This window comes from Sphingomonas sp. 1185, from assembly GCF_040544655.1.
Classification (GTDB): Bacteria; Pseudomonadota; Alphaproteobacteria; order Sphingomonadales; family Sphingomonadaceae; genus Sphingomonas.
The window spans coordinates 35,833-58,730 of the sequence record NZ_JBEPKL010000011.1 but is presented as its reverse complement, the minus strand read 5'-3'; the positions used below and the strand labels follow the sequence as shown (position 1 = coordinate 58,730).

The 22,898-nt window shown below is 66.2% G+C and carries 18 protein-coding genes and 1 pseudogene; 7 read left to right on the top strand and 12 right to left on the bottom strand.

Going from position 1 to position 22,898, the window contains the following annotated elements; all coding sequences use genetic code 11:
* Positions 1 to 11: 11 nt before the first annotated feature.
* Both rtcA and ABIC44_RS09725 read left to right on the top strand, forming a co-directional pair.
* Positions 12 to 1,028, top strand: a complete 1,017-nt coding sequence (gene rtcA / locus ABIC44_RS09730; protein WP_354295133.1) for an RNA 3'-terminal phosphate cyclase — start codon at positions 12 to 14, stop codon at positions 1,026 to 1,028.
* Between the two features lie 255 nt (positions 1,029 to 1,283).
* Positions 1,284 to 3,242: an AAA family ATPase gene (locus tag ABIC44_RS09725; protein ID WP_058717030.1), complete on the top strand. Its 1,959-nt coding sequence runs from the start codon at positions 1,284 to 1,286 to the stop codon at positions 3,240 to 3,242.
* Positions 3,243 to 3,281: 39 nt separating this feature from the next.
* Here the strand turns inward: ABIC44_RS09725 and ABIC44_RS09720 are convergent, their stop codons facing one another.
* Both ABIC44_RS09720 and ABIC44_RS19625 read right to left on the bottom strand, forming a co-directional pair.
* Positions 3,282 to 3,863 carry a hypothetical protein gene (locus ABIC44_RS09720; RefSeq protein ID WP_354295132.1) on the bottom strand — a complete coding sequence of 194 codons (582 nt, stop codon included), beginning with the start codon at positions 3,861 to 3,863 and terminating at the stop codon, positions 3,282 to 3,284.
* A gap of 1,235 nt (positions 3,864 to 5,098) precedes the next feature.
* A pseudogene (locus ABIC44_RS19625) lies at positions 5,099 to 6,160 on the bottom strand (S8 family serine peptidase); the annotation flags it as partial.
* Positions 6,161 to 6,633: 473 nt separating this feature from the next.
* Between ABIC44_RS19625 and ABIC44_RS09710 the strand changes: the two are divergent.
* The 3 genes from ABIC44_RS09710 to ABIC44_RS09700 all read left to right on the top strand — a co-directional run bounded on the left by ABIC44_RS09710 (position 6,634) and on the right by ABIC44_RS09700 (position 8,067).
* On the top strand, positions 6,634 to 6,942 hold the full coding sequence (locus tag ABIC44_RS09710) for a hypothetical protein (protein ID WP_058717027.1): 309 nt from the start codon (positions 6,634 to 6,636) through the stop codon (positions 6,940 to 6,942).
* 71 nt (positions 6,943 to 7,013) lie between these two features.
* Positions 7,014 to 7,523 (top strand): hypothetical protein, encoded by a 510-nt coding sequence (locus ABIC44_RS09705; RefSeq protein WP_058717026.1) that lies wholly within the window; start codon positions 7,014 to 7,016, stop codon positions 7,521 to 7,523.
* Between the two features lie 52 nt (positions 7,524 to 7,575).
* Positions 7,576 to 8,067, top strand: a complete 492-nt coding sequence (locus ABIC44_RS09700) for a hypothetical protein (RefSeq protein ID WP_058717025.1) — start codon at positions 7,576 to 7,578, stop codon at positions 8,065 to 8,067.
* A 216-nt stretch (positions 8,068 to 8,283) separates the two neighbouring features.
* Here ABIC44_RS09700 and ABIC44_RS09695 read toward each other — a convergent pair whose 3' ends face one another.
* The 3 genes from ABIC44_RS09695 to ABIC44_RS09685 form a co-directional block, all read right to left on the bottom strand.
* Positions 8,284 to 9,483: an FAD-dependent oxidoreductase gene (locus ABIC44_RS09695; RefSeq protein ID WP_354295129.1), complete on the bottom strand. Its 1,200-nt coding sequence runs from the start codon at positions 9,481 to 9,483 to the stop codon at positions 8,284 to 8,286.
* A 9-nt stretch (positions 9,484 to 9,492) separates the two neighbouring features.
* Positions 9,493 to 11,103: an ABC-F family ATP-binding cassette domain-containing protein gene (locus ABIC44_RS09690; protein WP_058717068.1), complete on the bottom strand. Its 1,611-nt coding sequence runs from the start codon at positions 11,101 to 11,103 to the stop codon at positions 9,493 to 9,495.
* A 120-nt stretch (positions 11,104 to 11,223) separates the two neighbouring features.
* A complete protein-coding gene (locus ABIC44_RS09685) occupies positions 11,224 to 12,171 on the bottom strand; it encodes an NAD-dependent epimerase/dehydratase family protein (protein ID WP_058717067.1) in 948 nt (315 codons plus the stop codon).
* An 89-nt stretch (positions 12,172 to 12,260) separates the two neighbouring features.
* Between ABIC44_RS09685 and ABIC44_RS09680 the strand changes: the two genes are divergently transcribed.
* A complete protein-coding gene (locus ABIC44_RS09680; protein WP_058717023.1) occupies positions 12,261 to 13,139 on the top strand; it encodes a LysR family transcriptional regulator in 879 nt (292 codons plus the stop codon).
* 223 nt (positions 13,140 to 13,362) lie between these two features.
* On the opposite strand, the gene ABIC44_RS09675 is transcribed toward ABIC44_RS09680, so the two are convergent.
* The 7 genes from ABIC44_RS09675 to ABIC44_RS09645 form a co-directional block, all read right to left on the bottom strand.
* A complete protein-coding gene (locus ABIC44_RS09675; RefSeq protein ID WP_058717022.1) occupies positions 13,363 to 13,887 on the bottom strand; it encodes a ubiquitination-like system serine protease family protein in 525 nt (174 codons plus the stop codon).
* Positions 13,884 to 15,230: a ThiF family adenylyltransferase gene (locus ABIC44_RS09670; RefSeq protein WP_058717021.1), complete on the bottom strand. Its 1,347-nt coding sequence runs from the start codon at positions 15,228 to 15,230 to the stop codon at positions 13,884 to 13,886. The genes ABIC44_RS09675 and ABIC44_RS09670 overlap by 4 nt, the downstream gene beginning before the upstream one ends.
* Positions 15,227 to 15,610, bottom strand: coding sequence for an E2/UBC family protein (locus ABIC44_RS09665; protein WP_058717020.1), 384 nt, complete (start codon positions 15,608 to 15,610; stop codon positions 15,227 to 15,229). The genes ABIC44_RS09670 and ABIC44_RS09665 overlap by 4 nt, the downstream gene beginning before the upstream one ends.
* Positions 15,610 to 16,353: a multiubiquitin domain-containing protein gene (locus ABIC44_RS09660; RefSeq protein WP_354295127.1), complete on the bottom strand. Its 744-nt coding sequence runs from the start codon at positions 16,351 to 16,353 to the stop codon at positions 15,610 to 15,612. Before ABIC44_RS09660 ends, ABIC44_RS09665 begins: the two co-directional genes overlap by 1 nt.
* Positions 16,354 to 16,440: 87 nt before the next feature.
* Positions 16,441 to 19,875: a UvrD-helicase domain-containing protein gene (locus ABIC44_RS09655; protein WP_354295125.1), complete on the bottom strand. Its 3,435-nt coding sequence runs from the start codon at positions 19,873 to 19,875 to the stop codon at positions 16,441 to 16,443.
* Positions 19,876 to 19,879: 4 nt separating this feature from the next.
* The gene (locus ABIC44_RS09650; protein WP_354295123.1) at positions 19,880 to 20,470 is read right to left on the bottom strand and encodes a hypothetical protein; all 591 of its coding nucleotides are present in this window, start codon (positions 20,468 to 20,470) and stop codon (positions 19,880 to 19,882) included.
* Entirely contained in the window at positions 20,463 to 21,272 is an 810-nt protein-coding gene (locus tag ABIC44_RS09645) for an RNA polymerase sigma factor (protein WP_354295121.1), read from the bottom strand. Before ABIC44_RS09645 ends, ABIC44_RS09650 begins: the two co-directional genes overlap by 8 nt.
* Positions 21,273 to 21,533: 261 nt before the next feature.
* On the opposite strand from ABIC44_RS09645, the gene ABIC44_RS09640 reads away from it, so the two are divergent.
* The gene (locus tag ABIC44_RS09640; RefSeq protein WP_354295120.1) at positions 21,534 to 22,565 is read left to right on the top strand and encodes a DUF4917 family protein; all 1,032 of its coding nucleotides are present in this window, start codon (positions 21,534 to 21,536) and stop codon (positions 22,563 to 22,565) included.
* Positions 22,566 to 22,898: the final 333 nt, after the last annotated feature.

The following is a 22,898-nucleotide window of genomic DNA, read 5'->3' as shown; positions in this document are numbered from 1 at the left end:
TCAGAGTGAATATGATGATCGAGATTGATGGCAGCGAGGGCGAAGGCGGCGGACAGGTCGTACGCAATGCGTGCGCGCTGTCACTTGTTACCGGGGAGCCGGTCCGCATCACCAACGTCCGCGCCAAGCGATCGAAGCCGGGGTTGATGCGTCAGCATGTCACCGCGATCGAGGCGGCGTGCGCGATCGGCAGCGCGACGTGCGAGGGGCTGGTCGTCGGGGCGTCCGAACTGACCTTCCGTCCCGGCCGGGTAAAGGCTGGCGATTATCGCTTTTCGGTTGGAACGGCGGGATCGACGGGGCTGGTGTTGCAGACGGTGCTGATGCCGCTGCTGCTCGCCGACGGTCCGTCCCGGCTGATGCTGGAGGGCGGGACTCACAACATGCTGGCCCCGCCGTTCGAGTTCATCGAGCGCAGCTTCTTGCCGATCGTCCGGCGGATGGGCGGGCAGGTGGAGGCGCGGCTGATCCGGCATGGTTTCTACCCACGTGGTGGCGGGCGGATCGAGGTGGATATCACCCCGGGCCTGCTCCGGCCGGTCGAGTGCATGGCGCGGGGCGAGGCGGTCGGCGTCTCAGCTTGCGCCTTGTTCGCCGGATTGCCCATGTCGATCGCCGAGCGCGAGATCGCCGTGGTCCGCAAGGCGTTCGACTGGTCGGAGCGCGAATGCTTCATGCGCGAACTGCCGGTCGATCAGGGGCCGGGTAACATCCTGCTGCTGGAGGCACAGTTCGAGCATGTCACCGAGATTGTGAGCGGCTTCGCGCAACTGGGCGTGACGGCGGAGCGAGTCGCGAAGACGGCGGTGGGGCGGATGCGCGGCTATCTGGCGTGCGATGCCTTTGCGGGGCCGTATCTCGCCGACCAGCTGCTGTTGCCGATGGCCCTGGCGGGCGGCGGCGCGTTCACAACCGTCAAGCCGAGCGAGCATGCCCGCACGGCAGCGACGGTGATCGAGCGCTTCACAGGGCGACGTACCCGGTTCGAGCAGCAGGCGGGAGGGGCGCATGCCGTGACGATCGGCTGACGGATTGCGAGCGTAACGACTTTCTGCTATCAACCCAGCGAGCCCGCACCAACTGGCGGGACATACGGAGACATGCTGTGTTCGACCTTGCCGCCTATTGCGGTGCACGGGTCGGCGGTCTCCGGCCTTTCGCGTAAACGTCCCACGACGTTGGCGGCGGGCCGGCATCCGCCCCCGCCGCACCTCACCTTTTCGACAGGAATGACGTCGACGCGCGCGCTTGCGCCGTCGGCCTGAGAGACGCGTGGATACGACATGGACGAATTGGATATCGTCCGGGGCCTGATGCTCCGGACGGCGGGCGCGTTGCCCGCAACGGCACCGCTCGCCAAGGCGCTGCTGGAATGGGCGGAGCCGCATCGGCCCTGGCTGCTGCCCGACATAGAAGGCGAATGGAACTGGGAAACCCTGTTCGCCGGTTTCACTGCTCCGCGCGGGGGACCGGTGCGGGCGGAGGCGCTCGAACTGGCGGGCACGCTGGCGCAGTTGCTGGGATTGTCGCCGATCGATGCGGAGCTGCTGCGCCTGATGGTCGCGTGCGACCGACTGCCGCGCGTCGGTGCCTTGGCGCGATTGCTCAGCCGTCACGGGCATGACCTGCCGCAACTCCTCGGCGAGATGGCCGGGGCGGGTGCCGAGGACGCGGACCGCGCGGCGCGGCGGGGTGCGGTCACGCGGCTGGGCCTGGCCTGCTTCACGGCAACCCGTGAGGGTGAGGCGGATGTCGAGATCCGCTGGACCTTGCAACGTCTGCTCGACCGGGCTCCGGCGAGCGAAGAGGCGATGCTCGATACGCTGGTCGGTCGGCGGCAGGCGGCCACGCTGGGGCTCGACGCCTTTGCGCATGTCGAACCGATCGACTTTCTCATCCGCCTGCTACGCGGTGCGCTGGGCGAGGCGGCGGCGGGGGTCAACATCCTGATCTACGGCCCGCCTGGCACCGGCAAGACCGAACTCGCGCGTACGCTGGCGGCGGCAGCAGGCGCGGTGTTGCACGGTGTGGGTGAGGCGGACGAGGACGGCGAGGAACCCCGCCGTTGGGAACGCGTCGCGGCGCTGGCCTTGGCACAACGTCTGCTCGGCGGGCGGGGACCAGCGGTGCTGCTGTTCGACGAGATGGAGGACCTGATCGGCGATGCCAGTCCGTCCGCGGGCGGCGACTGGTTCAGTCGGCGCGAGGGCAGCAAGGTCTTCGTCAACCGGCTGCTGGAGGCCAACCCGGTGCCGGTGATCTGGACGACCAACGCGATCGGCAATGTCGATGCGGCGATCCTGCGGCGGATGAGCTTCGTGCTGCGGCTCGACCTGCCGTCGCGGGCGGCGGCCGCGGCGATGCTCGACCGGGTGGCGCGTGAGGAGCGGGTGACGCCCGGTGCTGCCTTCGCCACGTTGCTCGACGCCGCGCCGGAAACGGCGGCCGTCCTGCGCATGGCCGCGCGTGCGGGCAAGCTGGCGGGCGAGACGGATGGCGGCACCGTCGCAGCCGAGGCATTGGTGCGCGCGTTGCGTGGCGGCACGTTGCCGCCCCCTGGCCCAGCGGCGTTCGATCTCGACCTGTTCGAAACCGATCGGCCGGTCGACCGCCTGTTCTCGGCCATGGCGGATGGCGGCGCGAGCGACGTGTCGCTGCTGCTGACCGGGCCGCCTGGCACCGGCAAGACGGCATTTGCACATCATCTCGCACGTGCGCTCGACCGGCCGCTGCTGGTCAAGCGTGCATCCGACCTGCTGTCCAAATGGGTCGGCGAGACCGAGGCGCAGATCGCCGATGCCTTTGCCGAGGCGCGGCGGCGGGAGGCCGTGCTGTTGTTTGACGAGGCGGACTCGCTGCTATTCGACCGCAGTACGGCGCGAACCAGTTGGGAAGTGGGACAGGTCAACGAACTGCTGACGTGGCTCGACCTGCATCCGTTGCCGGTCGTCGCGGCGACGAACCATGAGGCGGGGCTGGACCCGGCGACATTGCGGCGGTTCGTCTTCAAACTCCGGCTGAAACCGCTCGGGGCAGAGCGCGCCGCCGCCGCCTTCCTGCGTTTTTTCGGAGAGCCCGCCCCGGCATGCCTTGGCATGGTAGAGGGGCTGACTCCCGGCGACTTCGCGGTGGTCGCGCGCCAGTTGCGTCACTGGCCAGCGGCGGATGCGCTAGAATTGGTGGAACGGCTGCAAGCGGAGGTGGCCGTCAAGCCCGGCAAATCGGCGCGACTTGGCTTTTGATCAGATGGACGGGGTGGCTGCTGCCACCCCGTTCGATCGTCAGAACGCGGCCCGGTCGGTCTTGGGCGCCCGCGCCAGTATGGCCGCCTCGAACGCCTGCTTGAGGCGGCGATCGGCATCGGTGCCCGCTTCCAGGATGATAGAATTGGTGCCCATGGCGGTGCTGCCCCGCAGCGTCGGCCATGCCGTATCGAGTTCGCCACCGGTATAGGTCATGCCGCAGATCTTCGCCGCCTGCGGCGCGCACCAGTGCCAGGTAAGCCCCTGATCCTTCACCGCATCGGGCTTGCCGTATTTGGCGGTGAGTTGTGCCTTCATCGCGGCTTCGCCCATCGCGGTACCTGGGATGGTCACCTCGATGCGCGACACGCTGTCGCCGCTGGCGATTTGGGCGAATTGGATGTCGGCACGCTCCTGATGTGGCCCAATGGCTATGATTGTGCCGATCCCGGCATAGGTGGGATTGGGTGCCGCCAGACCTTTACGGTTTGCGACCTCGACCGCGACGCGCTGCGCGAAGGATTCGGTCTTGCGCGTCTCGTTCACCTTGTATCCGGCCTGCTGCAGGGCCGCCTTCACCTGCTGCGGCGTGTCGCCGAGCCGAATGCCGGCCACGTCCATGGTCGCCGGATCGGTGGCATAGGCGGGCGCGGCGAAGGTAAGCAGTCCGGCTGCAAACGCTGCGAATATCATTCTATCGTACATGACTATGTCCTTGTGGTGATGCTGGATCAGCGGAGGGTCAGGCTGAAAAAGCCGGCGGTGTCCTGCGCGCCGGCGACGTGCCCGGCGTCGAAGGCATGGGCGACGCCGAGCCGCAGCGAAGAGGTGGGCGACAGCGCAGCCGACCAGCCGAGCTCGACATCCATCTCTCTCGCGGTCGGTGTCAGGTCGACGCTGGTCAGGCGAGTGGCGAGCACGCCGGTCATCAGGTCATAGGCGACGGGTGCCTCGACCACCGCGCGGGCACGTTCGAGCCGGAGCGGCGAGGACAGCCCGAGCGTAACGGTACCGCCGCCGAGACGATGCGATGCGTCGAGCGCGAAGGCGGTGCCGGTCATCGGACCGGTGAAGCGCAGCAGGTCCGATCCGCCATCGACCCGAATGGTGGCAGCCGTGGCCCGTGCCGATAGCAGAACGCCAGCAACGGTTCGGCTGGCCATCAGGGTGGTCAGCGTCGTCCGGCTGCCGGATAGGGCAAAGCCAGCCGGCCCGCGCAGGCCCAGCACCTGACCGCGTTCGGTCAGATCCGATAGCTCGACACCAAATCCTAGCGGCGTCGCGAAGGTGACACTGCGCAAAACCGAGCGGCCATCGCGCAATGCGCCTGATGCAAAGCCCGCCGACCAGCCACCGCCGCTCCACGATGACGACATGCCAACCGGTGCTGCGACGACACCGCGCAGGGCAGAACCGGCAATGCCAACACCTTGCCCGACCGCGACATTGGCGCTGAAGCTGACGGTCTGGCCTGCGGCAGGCGAGAAGGCGAAAGTGGCCGGGCGGCTGGACCGCGCCGCGGCCCATGGTCCGGTTGCGCCGGAGGTGAACCCCAGTTTTACGTCGTTGGTCGTGGTGGCCAGCCACGGTGGATCGATCGTCCCCAGCATCGCACCCGCCATCAACCCCGATCCCCGGCTGCGTAGCCCGGTGCTGCCGGTCATGGCGAAGTCACGGCCATAGCGGTCGAATACCGTCATGCGAGTCACGGCATCGGATAGCTGCCCGCCGCTGCCGAACGGCGCCGACAAGCTGAGCGAGGAATAGCGCGCCAGCACCATGTCGGCCGCGGCAAAGGCACTGGCGGGGGCCTGCACCTTCATCGCCGCCTCGACGTTGAGCAAGCCGGCGCCGAAGACTTGGTCGGCACCCTTGTCGCCGAGGTCGGTCGCGGTATCGAGCAGGATGCGCGAGATCGCCTTGCCGCCGAGTTGCGGCCAGTACTGCTTGAGCAGCGCGGCGGCCCCGGCAATGGCGGGGGCGGCAAAGCTGTTGCCGGTTACGGTGGTCAGTTGCCCGTCCTTGCCCACGACGCTGACGTCCACCGCCACGACCGCCAGCGTGCGGTCGGCAAGATCGCCGGGCAGGCCATTGCCGCTGGGTGGTCGCAGCGAGCTGTCGACGCGGATGCCGAACAGGAAATTGTCCCTGTTTTCCAGATTGTTGCCAACGAAATTGCGGGTGATGGTGCCTAATGCTGCACTCTTGTCATCGACGAAGTTCGAGACGGACTGGACGAGCAGCCGGTCGGCTTTAACGACGCCGTCCATGGCGTTGCGTTGGTCGGTCGCCGCCTGACCGGCTGCCTCGCCGTTCAGGCTCAGCGAGATGACAAACGCGCCTTTCTCCACCGCATAGGCAATCGCCGGGGCGATATTCATCGGATTAGCGCCATCGGCCTCCTTGATCACGGAGGTGGCGGTGACGTTCTCGAGATCGGGGGCGGCGATCTTGAGGGCGAGTAGTGTGGCGTCATAGGCGACGCCGTGCACACCGGAGCCGTTTTTCGCGGCGAGCGCGACTGAGGCGACCTCGGTGCCATGGCCCTGCACATCGTCGAGCGGGAAGGTGACCGTCTCCGGTGCACAGGTAGCGCAACGCGCGATCCGGCTCTCGAACGTTTTGCTGTCGGGCGAAATGCGGCCGGCGAACTCGGCGCCGGTGGTGGCGATGCCAGTGTCGATGACCGCGATGGTCACGCCCTTGCCGGTGATGCCCTTGTCATAGGCATAAGCCGCTTTCGCGCCGACCACAGCGGCAGACGCCTTATACTCGGCGCTATCCGCAGCGCTGGGCGGCGGGGTCGGTGTGGGTGATGGCGTCGGTGTCGGGCTCGGCGTCGGCGTGGGTGCAGGCGTCGGGATCGACCCTGACGAAGCGACGCCGCCACCTCCACCGGCACAGGCCGCGAGCAGCATGGCTGCTGAAATCACCGATGGTGTTTGAAATGTTTTCCGCCGCTGGCGGCTAAGTCCCGCAACCATACGCACCCCCGTGTCGGGCGATGCATCGGCTTCCCCAGCCGACGGCACCGCCCCAGATGACGAGGCGATGCCGACCCGAAAGCCGGAAGTTGAGAACCCGCTGTTAGACGAGCGCGCACGCCTTTAGGCGCCCGAAAGCGCCCTGGACATCCGCGTGCGCCTCCCGGCCGAAACTGGTTCGGGCCGGGTGCACGGCTACTAACAGCAAGGTTCTCACGCCTCGGTCCGCCTGCTGACGAACGTGGCTGGTGTAGGCGGAACCCGTTAACGAACCAAGTCCCACCGTGCAGGAACGCCGTTCGGGTTGCTGCAACATGCGGCAAGCTGGGCCGCTTCTGCCTGAACAATCCGACGTATTTCGAGATGCTTACCCTTCCCGGCAGCGACAATCTGCTGGAGGAAAGAAAATGAAGCGACGCCGCTTTCCGTTGGTTTTCCGCGTGAGCGCCATCCTGCTGCTGACCGCCCTGATCGCCGGGCAATGGTGGCAACGTCTGCCCGCCGGCAGCATCGCTGGCTGGGTGCCGGCCATGGCTGAAGTCTATTGCCCGGCTGCCGCGATCCATCGCTCCGGCATCATCGCGGACAGCGCCCGTACGCTCGACGACTGGGGCTATGCCGTGATCGGCAACGCCATCTTTCGCGATGGCCGCGACCGCTGCCGCGTGAGGAAGGGAAGATCGGCCGGGGCCGAGCGAAGCCCTGGAGACAAATGAAAATCGAAGGGGCCTGATCCGGACCAGCCCGTCCGGGGATCACGTACGTCCACAAAGGTCCCATGTCTCTCATGATCCACGATGTTTTGCCGAGCGCCTCGGTCGCGCTGATGAACTATGTCCTCGCCGCAATCGGCTGCGACGAACCCGCGCCGCTCTTCGGCAACTCCGGCCTGCCCGGGGCGGTCGAATGCCTCGACCATAACGTCATCATCGCAATGACCCCCGTTACCGAGCCGCTGTTTGATCAGGCGCTGCTGCGCTGCGCCAACACCCGCAGGCGGGACACGATGTTGATCAGGCATGGTTTTCACCCCGAGACGATCGACCCGGTCCGTGTCGACGTCGCGCTGCGGTCGATTACCGGCCCGCTGCTGCTCACAGAACTCAGTTTCTTTCGCGACCGCGACCAGGGGCTGCATCTGGTGCCCGCTCGTGGCGGGCTGTCGGTGAAGCTCGGCCGCCACGGGGTCGAGATCGGCACCCGGCTGCCCTGGAACTGCCTGTGGGACCGCGCCGCCGGACTGGAGTGCGCCGCCGCCCAGATTGTGCGCGCCTGCCGCAGCGAGAACCAGGGTTGAGATGAACGACATGATGAACGGCCCCGATGCGGGGATGAAACAAGGAGATAGAATGATGACCACCACGACCTTTGAAGCCGCCGTCACCCGCGCCATCGTCAAGCTGCTGCTCGGTAACCGTAAGCTCAAGCCCGGCGTCGTCATCACCGGCGGCGATGCGCTCGGGATCGAGGACAAGATCGAGATGGGCCGCCATGCCGTGGAAACCAGTTCCGATCTGCTGCACCTCGAATTTCGCAACCGTCCGACCCCGGCGCTAACCGGCATCGCGCTATTCCTGCCGCGCGATGGCCGCTGCCACATCCAGAGCGGTTGCCGCCTGTGGGTGTCGAAGGCGGGCAACCGCGGGCTGATCCTGCCGCAGGCGCATGTGCGCGGGCATTTCCGCCTCGCCCCGCGGGAGATCATGCACATCGACGGCAAGCCCGCCGACGACCTGAGCGACGGCATCGAACGCGCCAGTGCCTGGCTGAACCGACAGGTCACGCGGACGGACATCCAATATGACGCCGCGCAGTGCACGCTGTGGGCGCAGGCCGCCTGACTGATCCGGGTCGAGCTCTATCACCCTATACGGACGAGCCAGCGAATTCGGACAGCCGCGGATATATTTTCGCCGTCTGTGTCCGAATACGCCGTCTTGCCCGTATAGGGTATGAGAAAGTCCTATCTCCCCTCGAACTAGCGGTCGTTGTGAGCGATGGCCAACGCTTGGTCGAAGACCACACGCTGCATTTGTCCATTCCGATGCGCGGGCTCGCTAACCGAACAGCGGCTTCAGCGGATTACCGATGAGGCCGCTGACCATGGCCGCCTGGATGCGGGTGGCTGGCCAGAGCTTCGACAACGGCCCGACGATGCGGTCGCGCACGAAGGGGATCGCCCGGCTGTCGGATTGGTAGACGGGGGTGAACAGCGCGGTCAGCGCCTGGTACAGGTGGATATGCCGCCGGCGCATCGCGATCGCCGAACCGAGCGCCGCTGCGACATCCGGTGATCGCCGCAAGGCCAACGCCAGGGCATAGGCATCGAGCAGCGCCATGTTCGCGCCTTGGCCCAATTGCGGGCTGGCCGAATGCCAGGCGTCGCCGATGTGGATCATGCCCGCCTCCGCAGGCGTCGATAACGTACGATGTGCATAACGGGCGAAGGTGAGTTGATCGGCTGATCGGATCTGGTCGAGCAATCTTCGCGTTGCTGGCCATAGTGCGGATACCTCGGCCTTCCAGACGTCGAGCCCGGCCGTCCTCCATTCTGCCAGCCGATCCGCGCGCAACGACCAAAATAGCGCGGCCTGTTGGCGCGGGGCGCCGGGAAACCACCCGACGGGCAGGACGCCGACCATCACGCTCGCCCGCCGATAGCGTTGTTCGAGTGCGCCGGGATCGAAACCGGCATCGGCGGGCCAGTCCAACGTGCCCCAGAGCGCACCATAGGCCAGTTTGCGACCGCAGGGTGGCGCCAGCGGCGTCCGCGTGCCGAGCGCATCGACGATCAGGTCGAATGGCCCGACGCGGCGACCGCCCTCCAGCAGCAGGAAGCGGCGGTCGTCTGCTGCCGTCTCGCTCCCCGTCACCGCGCAGCCGGTTTCGATCGCGATCCGCTCGGCAGCGACGGCCTCATGCAGCACGGCGAACAAGGTTGCGCGGTGGACGCCGATGCCAAACCCTGCGCCTTTGCCGAGCGCGGCATAGCGAACGTCGAGTATGACCCGTCCGCTGCTTCCTGCCTCGCCGTGGAGGCGATCGATGCGCGCACCGTGGTCGAGCAGCGCGTCGGCCAGCCCGAGTTCGCGCAGGACGGCAAAGCCGGTCGGCTGGATCATCAGCCCCGATCCCACCGGGCGGGGCACATCGAACCGCTCGAAAAGTGTGACATGGTGGCCGTCGCGATGCAGCAGCAACGCCGTTGCGAGACCCGCCGGGCCACAGCCCGCGATGGCGATGTGAAGACGCTGCATCGCGCCAGCCTAACCAAGCTCGGGCGCGGCGACATCCTCTTTGATGCTGGTGATGGCCACGGACCGCTCGATGCCGATCGCGTTCATGAAGCGAGCGTCGTGGCTGACCACGAGCAGCGCTCCGTCGAACCGTTGAAGCGCGCGTTCCAGAACCTCGATCGACTCGATATCGAGATGGTTGGTCGGCTCGTCGAGGATCAGCAGCCAGGGCGGCTGCGGTCCGGAGAGCGCAGCGGCCAATCCCGCGCGCAGCCGCTCCCCGCCCGACAGCGTGCCGACGAGCCGCTGGGCATCACGGTTGCGAAAAGCAAAGCGCGCGCAGGCGGCATGGACCGCCTCTTCGTCCAGCGTGGGGTGGAGGCGGCGCAGGTTGCCGACGATGGTGTCGGCGGCGTCGAGCAAGCCGACATGCTGGTCGAGCATGGCGATCCGATCGGCGCGGCGGCGGATCGTGCCGCTGGCCGCCGCGAGGTCGCCCTTGGCGAGGCTGAGCAGGGTCGATTTGCCGGCACCGTTGCGGCCGCTCAGCGCGACACGCTCGGGCCCGCAGATCGTCAGCGACCAGGGGCCGAAATGTCGGTCGCGATATGCGACGGTCGCTTGCTCGATCGCGAGCAGATCCACCTGTGACGGCAGGCCGGTGGCGGGCAGATCGATCGTCAGCGGCATCAGCACCTCAACCCGCGCCTGGGCAGCGTCGCGGGCTTGCACGGCTTCCTCATTCTGTCGTTCGGCGAGGCGGCGGGCCTGTCCCCCGCTATTCTCCGCGCGCTCGGCGCGGGCACCGAGCAGGATCTTCGGCTCCGATCCCTTGGCAGCGAAGGTGCGCCCGGCCTTGTCGCGTCGGTCCTTGGCCTCGCGCGCGGACTGAGCGGTCAGGCGGGTCGTGCGAAGGGCGGCATCGGTGCGGGTCTGTTCGGCCTCCGCACGGGACCGTTCGGCATCGCGCGCAGCGGCAAAGGCTGACCAGCCGCCGCCAACGATACGGATGCCGACCGGGCTGAGTTCGACGATCCGATCCATGGTTTCGAGCAGCGCGCGATCATGGCTGGCAACCAAAAGGCCGCCACGCCAGCCCGCGATCCAGCGTTCGATGGCGGCTCGGCCTTCAGCGTCGAGATTGTTGGTCGGTTCGTCGAGCAGCAACAGGTCGGGCTTGGCGATCGCCAGCCGGGCCATGCCGACCCGCGTCCGCTCGCCGCCGGACAGGCTTTCCATCGGGCGCTCCAAGGCGATGCCGCCGAGGCCGACATCGGCGAGCGCGGCATCGATCGCCGCCGGCAGTGTCCAGTCAGCGGCGTCGAAGTCTGCCGCGGTGCCATCCCCGGCTTCGATCCTTGCCAGGATCGACAGCGGGCGGTGGATTCCGAGCGCCTCGGCGACGCTATCCCCGTCATGCCACAGCTGTGCAAGCCGGTCGACCGTCCCTGCGCGGCGGAACGTGCCGGACGAGGGAAGCGCTTCGCCCGCAATGATGTGCAGCAGCGTCGACTTGCCGGATCCGTTGCGCCCGACCAGGCCGATGCGCTCGGCACCGACCGACAGGGTCAGATCATGGAAGAGCGGTCGGCCGTCAGGCGTGGCGGCGGAAAGGTTGGAGAGAGTGAGGAAGTTCGACATGAACACCGTGGCGGACGGAAAGGGCAGGGCGGGTGGCGCTGATCTTCCGGTCGTTCATGGTCGTGGCTCCTTCGGTCTCGCCGCTGGTATAGCCGATGGCGGCCCCCACGTCACCCGCCGTCAGAGACAGCCGAGGCCCGCCAGCGTCACCCGCACCGCTTCGTCGAGGGGTGTACGGGGTTCCTGCCCGAGTTCCGCCACCAGACGATCGTTCGCCAGGCGCACCGGCTGCTGCCAGAGATAGCGCATCTCCATCAACTCGCGTGGCGTCGTGGCGAACAGCGCGGCCAGGCGAAGCTGCCACCAGGGCAGGGGGCGGATCGGCACGGCGGGATCGCCGAGCACGCGGGCGATCGCCTCGACCATGTGGCGGCCGTCCGGGTCCCAATGGCCGTCCATATGAAAGCGCGCAAAGGCCGGCATGTCGGGCCGGTCAAGCAGCTGCGCCATCGTCTCGGCGACGTCGGGGAGGTACGCCCATTGATGACCGACGCCACGCTTTCCGGGATTACGGATCACGCGGGGCCGAGAGCCGAGCGCGATCAGTCCCTGGCCGAACCAGTTGTTCGCGGCGCCCGGGCCGAAATAATCCCCCGCGCGGACGATCAGCACCTTGGCATCGCCGGCGTCGGCCGCGGCTTTCAGGCGTCGTTCCAATTTGACGCGGATCGCGCCCTTGCGGCTGCGGGGATGCTGGGGGGCATCCTCGGCGATCGACGGAAAGGCATCGGCGCCGAAATTATAGACCGTCCCCGGCAGCACGATCCGCGCGCCGCTCGCCTTCGCCGCCGCCAGCGTGCTGTCGAGCATCGGCAGGACCAGTTTCTCCCAGTCGCGATAGCCCGGCGGGTTCACGGCATGGACGATGACGTCCGCCCCTGTCGCTGCGGCAATCACGCCAGCCGGGTCCAGCGCATCGCCCCTCACGCCGATGCATCGCTCGGGAAGGTGCGCGGTGTCGCTTCGGATCAGGGCCCGGACGATCCAGTTGCCGGCAAGCAGTCGACGGGCCATCGCCCCGCCGATCCCTCCGGTGGCACCCAGAATTAGTGCTGTTCGCTGTGTCATCATCGCCTCCATCGTGACAGCGACGATGATGGGGGCTGATCAATGCAACGGAAATTGCTGAAAAGCGGCAAGTCGCTATACGCAGATCTATGAGCAACGAACCGAGCTGGGACGTCTATCGAAGCTTCGCCGCCGTGCTGCGCGAGGGATCATTGTCCGGTGCAGCTCGGGCGCTCGGCATGACGCAGCCGAGCATAGCCCGCCATATCGATGCGCTCGAACAGTCGATCGATGGCAAGCTGTTCCTCCGTTCGCAACGAGGGCTGTCACCGACCGATCATGCACTGTCGCTTCGCCCCCATGCCGATGCGCTGGTGGCCGCCGCGGCGGCGCTACGGCGATCGGGCAGCGGCGGTCCGGATGCCGTCTCAGGCGTCGTACGAATCAGCGCCAGCCAAGCGGTCGGCGTCATGCACCTGCCGCCGATCCTGGCGGATCTCCGCAGGGCGCATCCCGCGCTGGCGATCGAATTGTCGCTATCCGATCAGCCCGATGATCTGCTCCAACGCCATGCCGACATTGCGGTGCGCATGTTCGAGCCGACCCAGAAAGCGTTGGTCGCCCGCCACGTCGGGGATGTTCGTCTCGGTTTCCACGCACGCCGCGATTATCTCGACCGGCGCAGCGTGCCGAACACATTGGCCGATCTGTCCGGCCACGACCTGATTGGCTTCGACACCGAGACGGATTTCATCCGCGCGGCCATTCGGCACCTTCCGGGAATCGACCGGTCGGCGTTCGCCTTGCGGGTCGACAGCGACGCGGCACAGTTCGCGGCCATCCAGGCGGGGTTCGGGATCGGTATTTGCCAGACTGTCGTCGCAGAGCGTGATCCGGCGCTTGTGCGGATTTTGATCGATGCGCTGGATCTGCCGCTGCCTATATGGATCGTGATGCATGAGGATCTGAAGCGCATCAGACGATGCCGCGTAGTGTTCGATATGTTGGCGAAGGCCTTTATGCGCTGACCCCGATCTAACCTTTTGATCCAGTCGTTGGGGTTGGTTAGGCAGGCATGTCGTCGGATCTGGTGGAAAACGATCTGTCTGTTTTCGGCGGCGTGCGGCGGTAAACGGACTCTCATCAGAGCGGGCACTTGGCCGTTGTGGTACCCAATCGCTGATCAAAGCGGTCTCGCGCGGGGTGTTCGAGCACTTGTTTTCTTTCGAGCGAGAGGCGCAATCGATCCGATTAATCGGCTCGGACGAAGAACCAAGTGTGGCTCTCCTTCCAGCTGCGGGCGAGACCGTAGCCTACCAGACGATTGGCTGCGCGATTGACGTCATAAACGAGCTCATCAATCGCATACGCGATCGCCTCGGCGGTCAGGGGTGTGGAGACGTCCATCGCCGAGAGGACAGCCTCCTCGATCGAGGGATCGTATCGCGGTTCCCGGTTCCCCAAGGTGAATCGATCGCACCAGATGAGGAAACCGCGCCACACGATGAAGTGGCTCCTGCACCCTCCGTTACGCCAGACGGATGGATACAGGGTCAGGCCCTCGCCACGGGTGTCCATGCGCCAAGCTTTGCCGGCGCGGGGGTCGAGGTTGACGACGAGGGTCTCGCCGCAGCCGTCAGGGCAGGCCATGACCACTGAACGCGTGCGCCCACGGACCACCAGCGCGGCATCGCCGGGCTTTGCGAGCTTGGCCTCCGCTTCGTCACGATACTCGGCCTCACCGACGAGGTTGAGCATCCTTGCCGGCGCCGTCATTCCTTTTCCCCCTTCGCAGATGCCCTGCGGACGGGCAGCGGCCAGGTCGATCCCTTGGCGCGCGCGCCGGCGGTCGAGCAGACGATGCACCCCGAATGGTTGGCGACAGCCATCTCGCTCACCCGGCCGCGCAGACCGTCGTAGGCGAGGTGGCGCGGACGCGTCGGCACGGGCGTGACGGCCCCCAGCAGCATGGTGAGCGCGAGCGAGGTGACGGTCGAATTGACGGAGATGACGGCGGGCTGGGGTTCGTGGACGCCCTGCACGTACGGATCTGCCGCCCGCTGCTCCGGCGTCTGGAGCTCGCGAAGAATGGCCTTGCCGTCCAGCGCGCCGGTGCAGGTGAGGCAGGGCAGTCCCGGCGCGATCATCTGGATGCGTCCGGTGACGTGCGTGATGACGCGGTCGGAGGCCGTGATACTGACCCCCATGTCGATTACCGGCACGAGATACTGGTGCGCGGCTTGGTTCACGACGGCCCGACTCGCGTGCGAATCGGTGCACAGGAGCACGAAGTCGAAGGTGGGCAGGAGATCGGCGACATGCGCGTCGACGATGTCCGCCTGGAGCTCCGTGACGTGCGCCTCGGGGTTGACGGCCCGGATCATCCTGGCCGCGACTTCGACCTTGGGCGTTCCGACGTCGCCGGGCACCGAACCTACCAGCCGGTTGAGGTTGGTGGTCTCGACGTCGTCTGGGTCGATGACGGTGACGTCCATCGCGCCGAGATGGGCGAGCTGCTGGCAGGCGAGCGAACCGGTGCCTCCGGCGCCGATGACGCCGTAGCGGAGGCTCTTCAGCAGGCGCTGGCCGGGTTCGCCGAACGCGCGGACCTGCCGGTCCTCGCGCTGCAGATCCACGCAGTCTGGTCCGGGGGAATGCAGGGCGAGGTGCCGTCCGACCTCCCACACCTTGATCTCGTCGTTCGATCCTAGGCGGCGGGCGCGGCAGCCGTTGGCGCCGATGACGAGCGCGGCGTGGGGAACGGGTGCGCCGCGCCGCGCGAGGTAGGGGGCGAGCTGGGCCTCGCCGCCGTCGTCGGTCGCTGAGAATATGGGATGCATCGAGCAGTCGGGGTGGGTGTGGATGAGTATCACCGCCATACCGGTGACCCGGCTGCGATTGGCGACTTCGAGCAGATACTCGGCCTTCAGCACCGCGGAGATGCGGTCCCGGCGATCGTAGGCGCTGTCCGGCACGGGCGAGGCGTCGGCGACGATCCACGCGTCTGCACCGGGGACGTAGTGGGCATAGGCGATGGCGCAGCTTTCGACGCCGTGGGCGTCGAGAAGCGTTGCGGCGAGCTGGTCGTAGATCGGCGACGGAAATCGGATGCCGCTCATCGTACTTCCTTCATGCGATTGATCACCACGTTCATCCACGTGGTGAGGGTGTCACGGTTGGGGTTCCAGGGCGCGGTCAGGTGCCAGGAGAACCAGAGCAACGGCTCGGTGACGCCGGGGATCGGGTTCATCCCGGTGTTCTGGGGCTGGCCGCCGCCCTGTAGGGTGAGGTCGGCATCGGTCCAGAAGCAGTCTAGAAGCGCGTAGGGATACCCCGACGGAATGATAAAGCGGATGGCGGTCGAGGGTTTCGACCACCCCTCCGGCAGTCGGACGTTCGGCACGGTGACGAGCATCACGTCGCTCGTCACCTGCCGGACGTCCACTCCGCCGAACCGCTCCCGCAGCTGTTCCAGCTGCATGGTGACGGGCCCGGACATCAGCCGAAGTTCGCCTTGGGCACCGACGAGAAGCGGCGCACGCCGTGCTTCGGATCGAGGCTGATGCTCTCGTCGTCGCTAATCGTGCGGTCGGGTTCGTCACCATGCCCTTCCAGCGCGAGGTCGTGGGTCTCGTCCCAGCCGGGCACCATCGCCTTGATCTGCGCGCCGGTGAGCTTCTTCTTCTCGGTTTCGTAACGCTGGCCGTTGACGAAGAAGAAGTACGAGGTCTTGGTCTTGGCCGTGATGAACCTCTCCACGCCCTCTGCGGTGAGATCGACCTGGGTGCCCACCTCGATCAGCTTGTCGGTGCCGCCGCGCACTTCGAGGAAGACCGCCTTGTCGTCGCCGATCCCGGCGAGCGAGCGCAGGACGGACTCGGGTATGCTCGGCTGGCCCCAAACGATGCGGCTGTCGTCAAGCTTGAGGCGGTAGAGCGGGTCCGTGCTGAACGCGATGAACCGGTAGGCGAGGCGATCGCGCAAATCGACCTCTTCATCGGCGCGGACGTCCTCGAAGTCGCTTTCCTGGGTGATGACGAACAGCGAGTGCCCATCGATGTCCTTGAGCGCTGCGGCCTTCAGGATCTGGCGGCCGAGGGGGACGGGATCGTCGAGAATGATGGGACTGTAGTCGACCCCGTCGAGGGCGAAGGAGACGCGGTAGCGGCCGGGGCGCAGCGGGCGATCCTGCTGCACGGCGAGTTCGACATCGTCGATGTCGTGGCTCTCGATGATGGACATTGTGTATTGTGTTCCCATGGACCGAGGCGTGATTGCGTCGGTCTCACAGGGTCAATCCCGGCAGCGCGGCCTGACCGGTAATTCCGGTCAGGAACTTTTTTGCAGGCTGCCGTCCACGATCGGACCACAGGTGAAGAAGGCCGGGCAGAAGGGGCATGTGCGGTCGGAGCGGTCGGCCTCGAACCGGCCTTCGCCGATTGCGGTGAGGGCCTTCGAAAGCTTTTCCGTCTGCTTAACCAATCCCTTGTGATCGAACGTGACCCGCGTGGTGGGATTGGAGTCACCGAGATGGATGATCTCGGCGGTGCAGCCCGGAAGAGATGCGGCGGCGGCGATCTGGAAGGCCGCGTCCGCCATATCCTCCCCCGTCTTCGAGGACCGATGCCCGGTTCTCACCATCCTGGCGATGCGCTGACCGGAGGAGTTCGTTATGAGATCGTCGGGGATCGCGATGAGGATGTCGTCCCCGATGCGCGTCTCCAGTGTCACCGGGTCAGCCAGGGTGCCGCCAGCGCGCAGGTCGACGAAGCGCTGGACGAGCAGGCCCGCGATCTCGCGGTGGATGGCGTATTCGTCGCCGGCGAGCGGCCCTTCCGACCAGAGCCGATCCAGCAGGATGGCGGCTTCGGATGCGGACCCGGCATTGGGCTGCCGTCCGGCAATGTCTTCGATCACGGAGCGCACGATGTCATGCATGCTGGTGATGGTCGTGGATGTGCGCTTTCCGCCCACGCCCAGGATATGGGTGTAGAGGTAACGCCGGCGACAGCGTGAATAGAGGTGGAGCTGGGCGGTGGTGATCCGGATCGGCGGGCCGATGCGGACGGGCAGCGGCTCGGCTTCGGGATCGGTGGTTCGGTCGGTGCGGGGTGTCGCCGCCCGCATCTTGTTAACGCCGAGACGCGCGATGAAGGGCGACGGGTCCCGTCTACGGGGTGATCCCATCCCGGACGAGGCGGTGCGAGTCGCGGAGTAGAGGAGCAGCCTGTCCCTCGCGCGCGAGGCGGCGACGTAGAATAGGCATTCCTGCTCCAGGTCGTGGTCGATCGCGGCGAGCGCCATGGTGCCGCTCTCGTTCCCTTCGCCCCCGGTGATCATGCCGTCCGGAACGGGACAGGTGGGTCGGCGGGTGGCGGAGGATGTAGGCAGGCTGTTCTTGTTGAGCCCCATGACGTGCACCGCCGGGAACTCGAGTCCCTTGCTGCCGTGGATGGTCATCAGGCGGACGGCGTCGATGCCCTGCGCCGCCTGGGGCAGCTGCCTTAGGTCGCGCTCGTCGGCGAGCTGCACGAGAAGGCGGATGCCGTCGAGCATGCGCTGGACCGGCAGGCCGGGGCCCGCGCGCTCCGCGCGGAGGAAGCCCATGAACTGCCAGATCGCCACCCCCATCGCTCGGCTGGCGACATCGTCTGCGGTGGCGATCGAGGCGGCGGTGCGCGTGCGGTCGAGGAGGATGCGCGCAAGTACAGGCCACGGACGCGACGAGATCCCGAAGCCATCGAGCATGGCGATAATGGCCCGCAACGATGTGGCATCCGCAGGGGATAGCTCGGGCAGCGCCCACGTCGTCTGGGTCCAGGCAAGCGGTTCCGCATCGGTCTTGCCTAGGTGCTGGACGACAGCCGTGGCGCCGGAGAGGGACAACCCGGTCGCCAGCCCGGAGAGCGTCGGTTTGCGGACCAGCCCCATCGCGCGCCGGTCGACCAGCAGCGAAAGCAAGGAGAGCAGGTCCTTTATCTCGGGCCGCTCGAACAGGTTGCCGAGGTAGAGCACCGGGATGCCGCGCCGTTCGAGCTCGCGTCCGATGCGGGTTAGCCGGTCGTTGCCCGAGCAGAGTACGGCATGGTCCCGGAACGCAGTGTCCGCCGACCGGCGCTCGATCTCGTCCGCCAGCGCGTCCGCCTCGTCGTCGTTGTCGCCGAACGTCACGTGCTCTGGGCTGTGTCCGCTTGCGGGACGGTTGGCGCCGAGTGACGCGTCGTTCGATCCGGCGCGCATGCCCTGCCCGAACGCTGAGAAGGCATCGACGATTTCCGGCGTCGACCGGTAGTTGAGCCGGAGCCTGCCGCCGGTGGCGCCCGGGAAGTCGTCGGTCGCAAACCGCGACATGTTAGACGACGACGCACCGCGGAACCTGTATATCGCCTGCCGGGCGTCACCGACGGCCCAGAGGTTCCTGCCCCCGTCGGTCAGTAGCTGAAGGAGCCTAACGCTGCTGCGGTTCACGTCCTGGTATTCGTCGACGAGGACATGGGTGTACTTGCCGCGCAGAACCGCCACGGCCTCGGGATCGGTGTCGAGCAGCTTGACGGGGAACGACACAAGGTCGCCGAAGTCGACCGCGCCGGCCGCCTGCTTCAGCTCCTCGTACCGGCGGTACACTAGGCCGACCTCGATGCACCGCTGCGCCGCCATGTGCGCGTCGGGATCCACGGCGTGGTCGAGCATCGCCTGGGCGAGTTCGGTGAAGCGCTCGTGCTCGGCGACCTCGTCCTTGGCCCGCGAAATCGCGCCGAGCATCTCCCTCAGGGGCTTGGCCGGATTCATGATCTCGCGATGGTGCGTCAGGGAGAGCGCCAGGTATTCCTTCTCCATGATCGCGATCGCCTCGCTGCGGTCCATCATGCGGGGTTCGGCGGCGAAGCCCAGCTGCTTGTGGTAGCGGCGGACGATGTCGAGGCCGAAGGCGTGGAAGGTGCCTATCCACATCGCCGACGCCGCGTCGGGGTGTATGGAGGCGATCCGCTCGGAAAGCTCGCCCGCGGCCTTGTTCGAGAAGGTGAGCACCAGGATGCCCGTGGGATCGATGCCTTCCTCGACGAGCCCGGCGACACGGCCGACCAGCGTCTGGGTCTTGCCGGTGCCGGGGCCGGCTTCGAGGAGATAGGGCGCACCGCGATGCCGCGCGGCATCGACCTGCTCCGGATTCAGAGGCTTCGGAGGCTTCTTGGCCGGGTCCGCAGCGGGAGGCTGGATTTCTGGAAGCAGCAGGGCGTCGAGCAGCTGCATGGCGACGACGTCGAACGGTGCGCCCAGCCTGTCGGCGATCTCCGTCGCGGTCATCCCCTCGAGGTGGAGGGACCTCGCGCGAGCGCGCGGGAGGATCAGCTCGCGTCCGAAGAGGTCCATCTGGATCTCGCGTCGCTGCCGGCGGCTATAGTCGACGACACGATCCTCGCCGACGGGCGCGGCCTCGGACGAACGCGTCGGATCCACGTCCTTGGCAACGTGCTCAATGCGGTCATCGCCTAAAGTTGCGTGACCGAGTTCGTGTCCGATGAGGAACGCCTTTTCGAAGTCCGAGCCTGCGTCCTCGTAGCGGATCGCCCGTCCCTTCGGATCGAACTGCGCCCGCCCGCCAGCCAGGATCTCGCTGCCCGGCTCGACGGCCTCGTTGTCGAGGCAGCGCATCGAGGCGACCGCATTGACGATCGATATCGGCGACCATGGGTCGGCACCCTCGGACACCGCTCGGGCATGGAGCGCAGCGGCCTGCTGACGTGCGAGTTCGACCGCGTCCACCGATTCAGTCCCGGTCTTCCAGGAGCTCGCGACGCTTGTCGTCCTTCACCCGGCACTGGACCAACAGCGCCTCGAAGGTGATCTTGGCGGTGGCTGCAGTGGGGGCCTCATCTGACTTGTAGCTTAGGTCTGTCGCGAGTCGGGGCCCGGCGGTCATGAACGCCCGCAGATCGCCGACGCTGGTCCTGACGCCTCGTGCGACGGCATCGACGATCCACGCCGGCACCGTCGCGATGTCCACCAGCCTCGTGCTGAACCCCTGGATGACGCCACTGGGCACGCCCAGCGTCCGGCGGAGTGCGACGAGATCCTCGCTTGATGCAGTCTCGAAGGGATCGACGACGGCTGCACCGGCATTGGTGGCCATTGTTGCCTGGAACGCCGCCCAAGATTCCTCGACCCAGGCCTCGTCGACGGGTGTGCTGGCGCCGTCACCCGCCCGCCGGAGCCGCATGTCGAGCGATAGGTCGATCAGATCGTCGGCCAGATGCGGATGGGACTTCAGGTAACGTTCGAGGATCGCGCGGTCGTGCTCCGGCTCCACCGCGAACGCCAGCAGGACGTCTTCGTCGCTCAGTTTGTTGTGGTTACTCATCGCCTGATCCGATCCCGAGCGCTTGGCGTATTGTATCGAACGCCGCGTTGCGTCGATTACGGACGGTCTTCTCGGAAGAGACCCCGATCATCTTGCGGATGGTCATCACACTCTCGTCTGAAGAGTCGATTGGCATTTCCTGAAGGATCATCTCAATCACTCTGCGTTGCTTGTCTGGTAGAGCTTGTATCGCCGCGATCACGCGGGACCGGTAAATCGGATCCTCGGAGAGCAGTTCCTGCTTCAGGTCCAGGCTGCCCACGGCCCTCTCCACGGCCAGCGATGGCTCGCTGCCGTCGTCGGCGGCCTCGATGCGTTCGCTCCGGGCCGCCGACCGCGTGGCGCGCCTCATGGCCGTCTTCCGGAGCGCGGCTATGGCATCGGCGAACATCACTTCGTAATAGTCGAGATCGGAGCTCCCCTCCTTGCGATCGACGCTCACCTTCTCGTTGAATAGGTCGCGGACGCGATCCCGGGCGTCGGCGGCATGCACGTTCTCCGACGTGCCTGCGCGCTCTCCCTCGGCCCGCGGCAGCACGGCCGTGATCCTCCGCATCAGCTCGCGATAGAGTTCGCCGAAATAGGCCTGATCGTTGTCGGATCGTGTTGCCCGGATCAGATGGACTATGCATTCCGACTGCACATAGAGCGGCGAGTGGGCATCGCGGATTTTCAAGGCGGCGATGACCTCTAATCGCGGAAGTCCGACAAGTCGTTCAAGAGTGTCTTCGACATCCTCTCGGCGCGTGTATGTCGTCCCATCCGGCTTTTGCTTCGTCAGTGGCGGTACATTGGTTCCCAACGCGGATTCCTCGAGCGGCGTGCCGTGATGCCGATAGTAAAGCGCTCACCTTTGTCCGTCGATGGAAAGTGTAGTCCAAGCGCGGATTGTTGGTGCTTTATTCCTTGGGAGGTGTAGGGTGGCGCGGTCGGTTCCTCAAGCGACCACATCGCTCGTGGAACTGAGCGGCCCGCTTCGATTACGGTTGGTGTAAGCCGCAAGTCCAGATCCGACGACTTAGGTCGTCGCGAGGCGGACCGGCGGAAATCACGTTTGTGCCGCGTGCGCGATGACGGCATCGCCCTTGGCGTCGGCTGGACCGTATTGGTCGACGGATTGGGAGTTGCGATGCCTAGCGTGATTGATTTCGAGGAAGCTCTGAACCGCACGGACGGCGAAGACCGGGCGCTGCTCATCGGCAACGGCTTTTCCGCAGAGTATTTCAGCTATGCCAACCTGCTGGACAAGTCGGGTCTCGTCCCCGGGACGGCGATCCGCACCCTGTTCGACACGCTTGGTACTGTCGACTTCGAGGCGGTCGTCCGGGCGCTTGAAGGCGCCATCGTGGTCGAACGCGCCTATGGAAACGACGCACACGCCGCCGAGATCGAGGCGGACGCGCAGAAGGTGCGGGAGGCGCTCGTCGAGGCTGTGAATGCGACGCATCCCGCGCATCGCGAGGATCTCGGTGTCAAGTATTCCAGCAGTTCTGCCTTCCTGTCCAACTTCCAGACCGTCTTCTCTCTGAACTACGATCTGCTTCTGTATTGGGTGAACCTGGAGAAGTCGGCCCTGAAGGACGGCTTCGGGCTGGGAAAGACCAACGGCGCGTTCCACGGGCCATTCCGGGGGGACGCGTACTGCCACATCTACAACCTGCACGGTGGCCTGCATCTATTCCAGAACCCCGTCGGCGAGATCGACAAGGCAATCGATTGCGGATCGGGCGTGATTGCGACGATCACCGATGCCATCGCCAAGGGACGCCGCTTCCCGGTCTACGTTGCGGAGGGCTCGAGCATGCAGAAGATGCGAAAGATCAACTCCGTGTCGTATCTGCGCCACTGCTACGAGATGCTCGTTAACAATCCGGCGACGATGTTCGTGTACGGCCACAGTGCGGATGAGAACGACGCGCACATCTACCGCGCCATTTTTGGATCCGACGTCAAGCATCTTTACTTTGGCGTTTACAGGCCCGATTCTGCAAAGCTGAGGTCTCTGGCCGGGCTGCTCGCCAAGCATAAGCTGACGTCGGGTTCGGAGGCGGAGTACACTTTCTTCGACAGCGAGAGCGCCAAGATTTGGGCTTAGTACAAATCATCGCCCCGCGATGCCGATCGACGAGCTGAGCCCAACCTTGCAGCATGGCGCCAAGCCGTTCACACTTTCCGCCAAGCAGGACGAATGGGGCGAGTGGCCGTGAGGCCCATAGCGGGAGTCGCATTTGGCATGGCGCTCACATCGGTTTCGCCGTCGGTCAAAGCCCGGAAGGTCGATCCAGAGCAGGCCTAAAAGGCGGCGGGTGCGGCGGCGTCGAAGCCTGTTGCGCCGATCGCCTACGGTCCGTCAGTTGCGGGGTTCGCTCAAGACGCTGTGAGTGTCCGTAATTGATGACGTGGACGGCTCTCCACCCCTCCCGCAGGA

Bases quoted from the DNA above. Each gene is read 5' to 3' on its own strand.
- ABIC44_RS09680 (WP_058717023.1), top strand. From the start codon at position 12,261: ATGAGCAACGAACCGAGCTGGGACGTCTATCGAAGCTTCGCCGCCGTG.
- ABIC44_RS09700 (WP_058717025.1), top strand. From the start codon at position 7,576: ATGATGACCACCACGACCTTTGAAGCCGCCGTCACCCGCGCCATCGTC.
- rtcA (WP_354295133.1), top strand. From the start codon at position 12: ATGATGATCGAGATTGATGGCAGCGAGGGCGAAGGCGGCGGACAGGTC.
- ABIC44_RS09670 (WP_058717021.1), bottom strand. From the start codon at position 15,230: ATGAGCGGCATCCGATTTCCGTCGCCGATCTACGACCAGCTCGCCGCA.
- ABIC44_RS09650 (WP_354295123.1), bottom strand. From the start codon at position 20,470: ATGAGTAACCACAACAAACTGAGCGACGAAGACGTCCTGCTGGCGTTC.
- ABIC44_RS09695 (WP_354295129.1), bottom strand. From the start codon at position 9,483: ATGCAGCGTCTTCACATCGCCATCGCGGGCTGTGGCCCGGCGGGTCTC.
- ABIC44_RS09665 (WP_058717020.1), bottom strand. From the start codon at position 15,610: ATGTCCGGGCCCGTCACCATGCAGCTGGAACAGCTGCGGGAGCGGTTC.
- ABIC44_RS09690 (WP_058717068.1), bottom strand. From the start codon at position 11,103: ATGTCGAACTTCCTCACTCTCTCCAACCTTTCCGCCGCCACGCCTGAC.
- ABIC44_RS09725 (WP_058717030.1), top strand. From the start codon at position 1,284: ATGGACGAATTGGATATCGTCCGGGGCCTGATGCTCCGGACGGCGGGC.
- ABIC44_RS09705 (WP_058717026.1), top strand. From the start codon at position 7,014: ATGATCCACGATGTTTTGCCGAGCGCCTCGGTCGCGCTGATGAACTAT.
- ABIC44_RS09660 (WP_354295127.1), bottom strand. From the start codon at position 16,353: ATGTCCATCATCGAGAGCCACGACATCGACGATGTCGAACTCGCCGTG.
- ABIC44_RS09710 (WP_058717027.1), top strand. From the start codon at position 6,634: ATGAAGCGACGCCGCTTTCCGTTGGTTTTCCGCGTGAGCGCCATCCTG.
- ABIC44_RS09720 (WP_354295132.1), bottom strand. From the start codon at position 3,863: ATGGACGTGGCCGGCATTCGGCTCGGCGACACGCCGCAGCAGGTGAAG.
- ABIC44_RS09685 (WP_058717067.1), bottom strand. From the start codon at position 12,171: ATGACACAGCGAACAGCACTAATTCTGGGTGCCACCGGAGGGATCGGC.
- ABIC44_RS09675 (WP_058717022.1), bottom strand. From the start codon at position 13,887: ATGACGGCGCCGGCAAGGATGCTCAACCTCGTCGGTGAGGCCGAGTAT.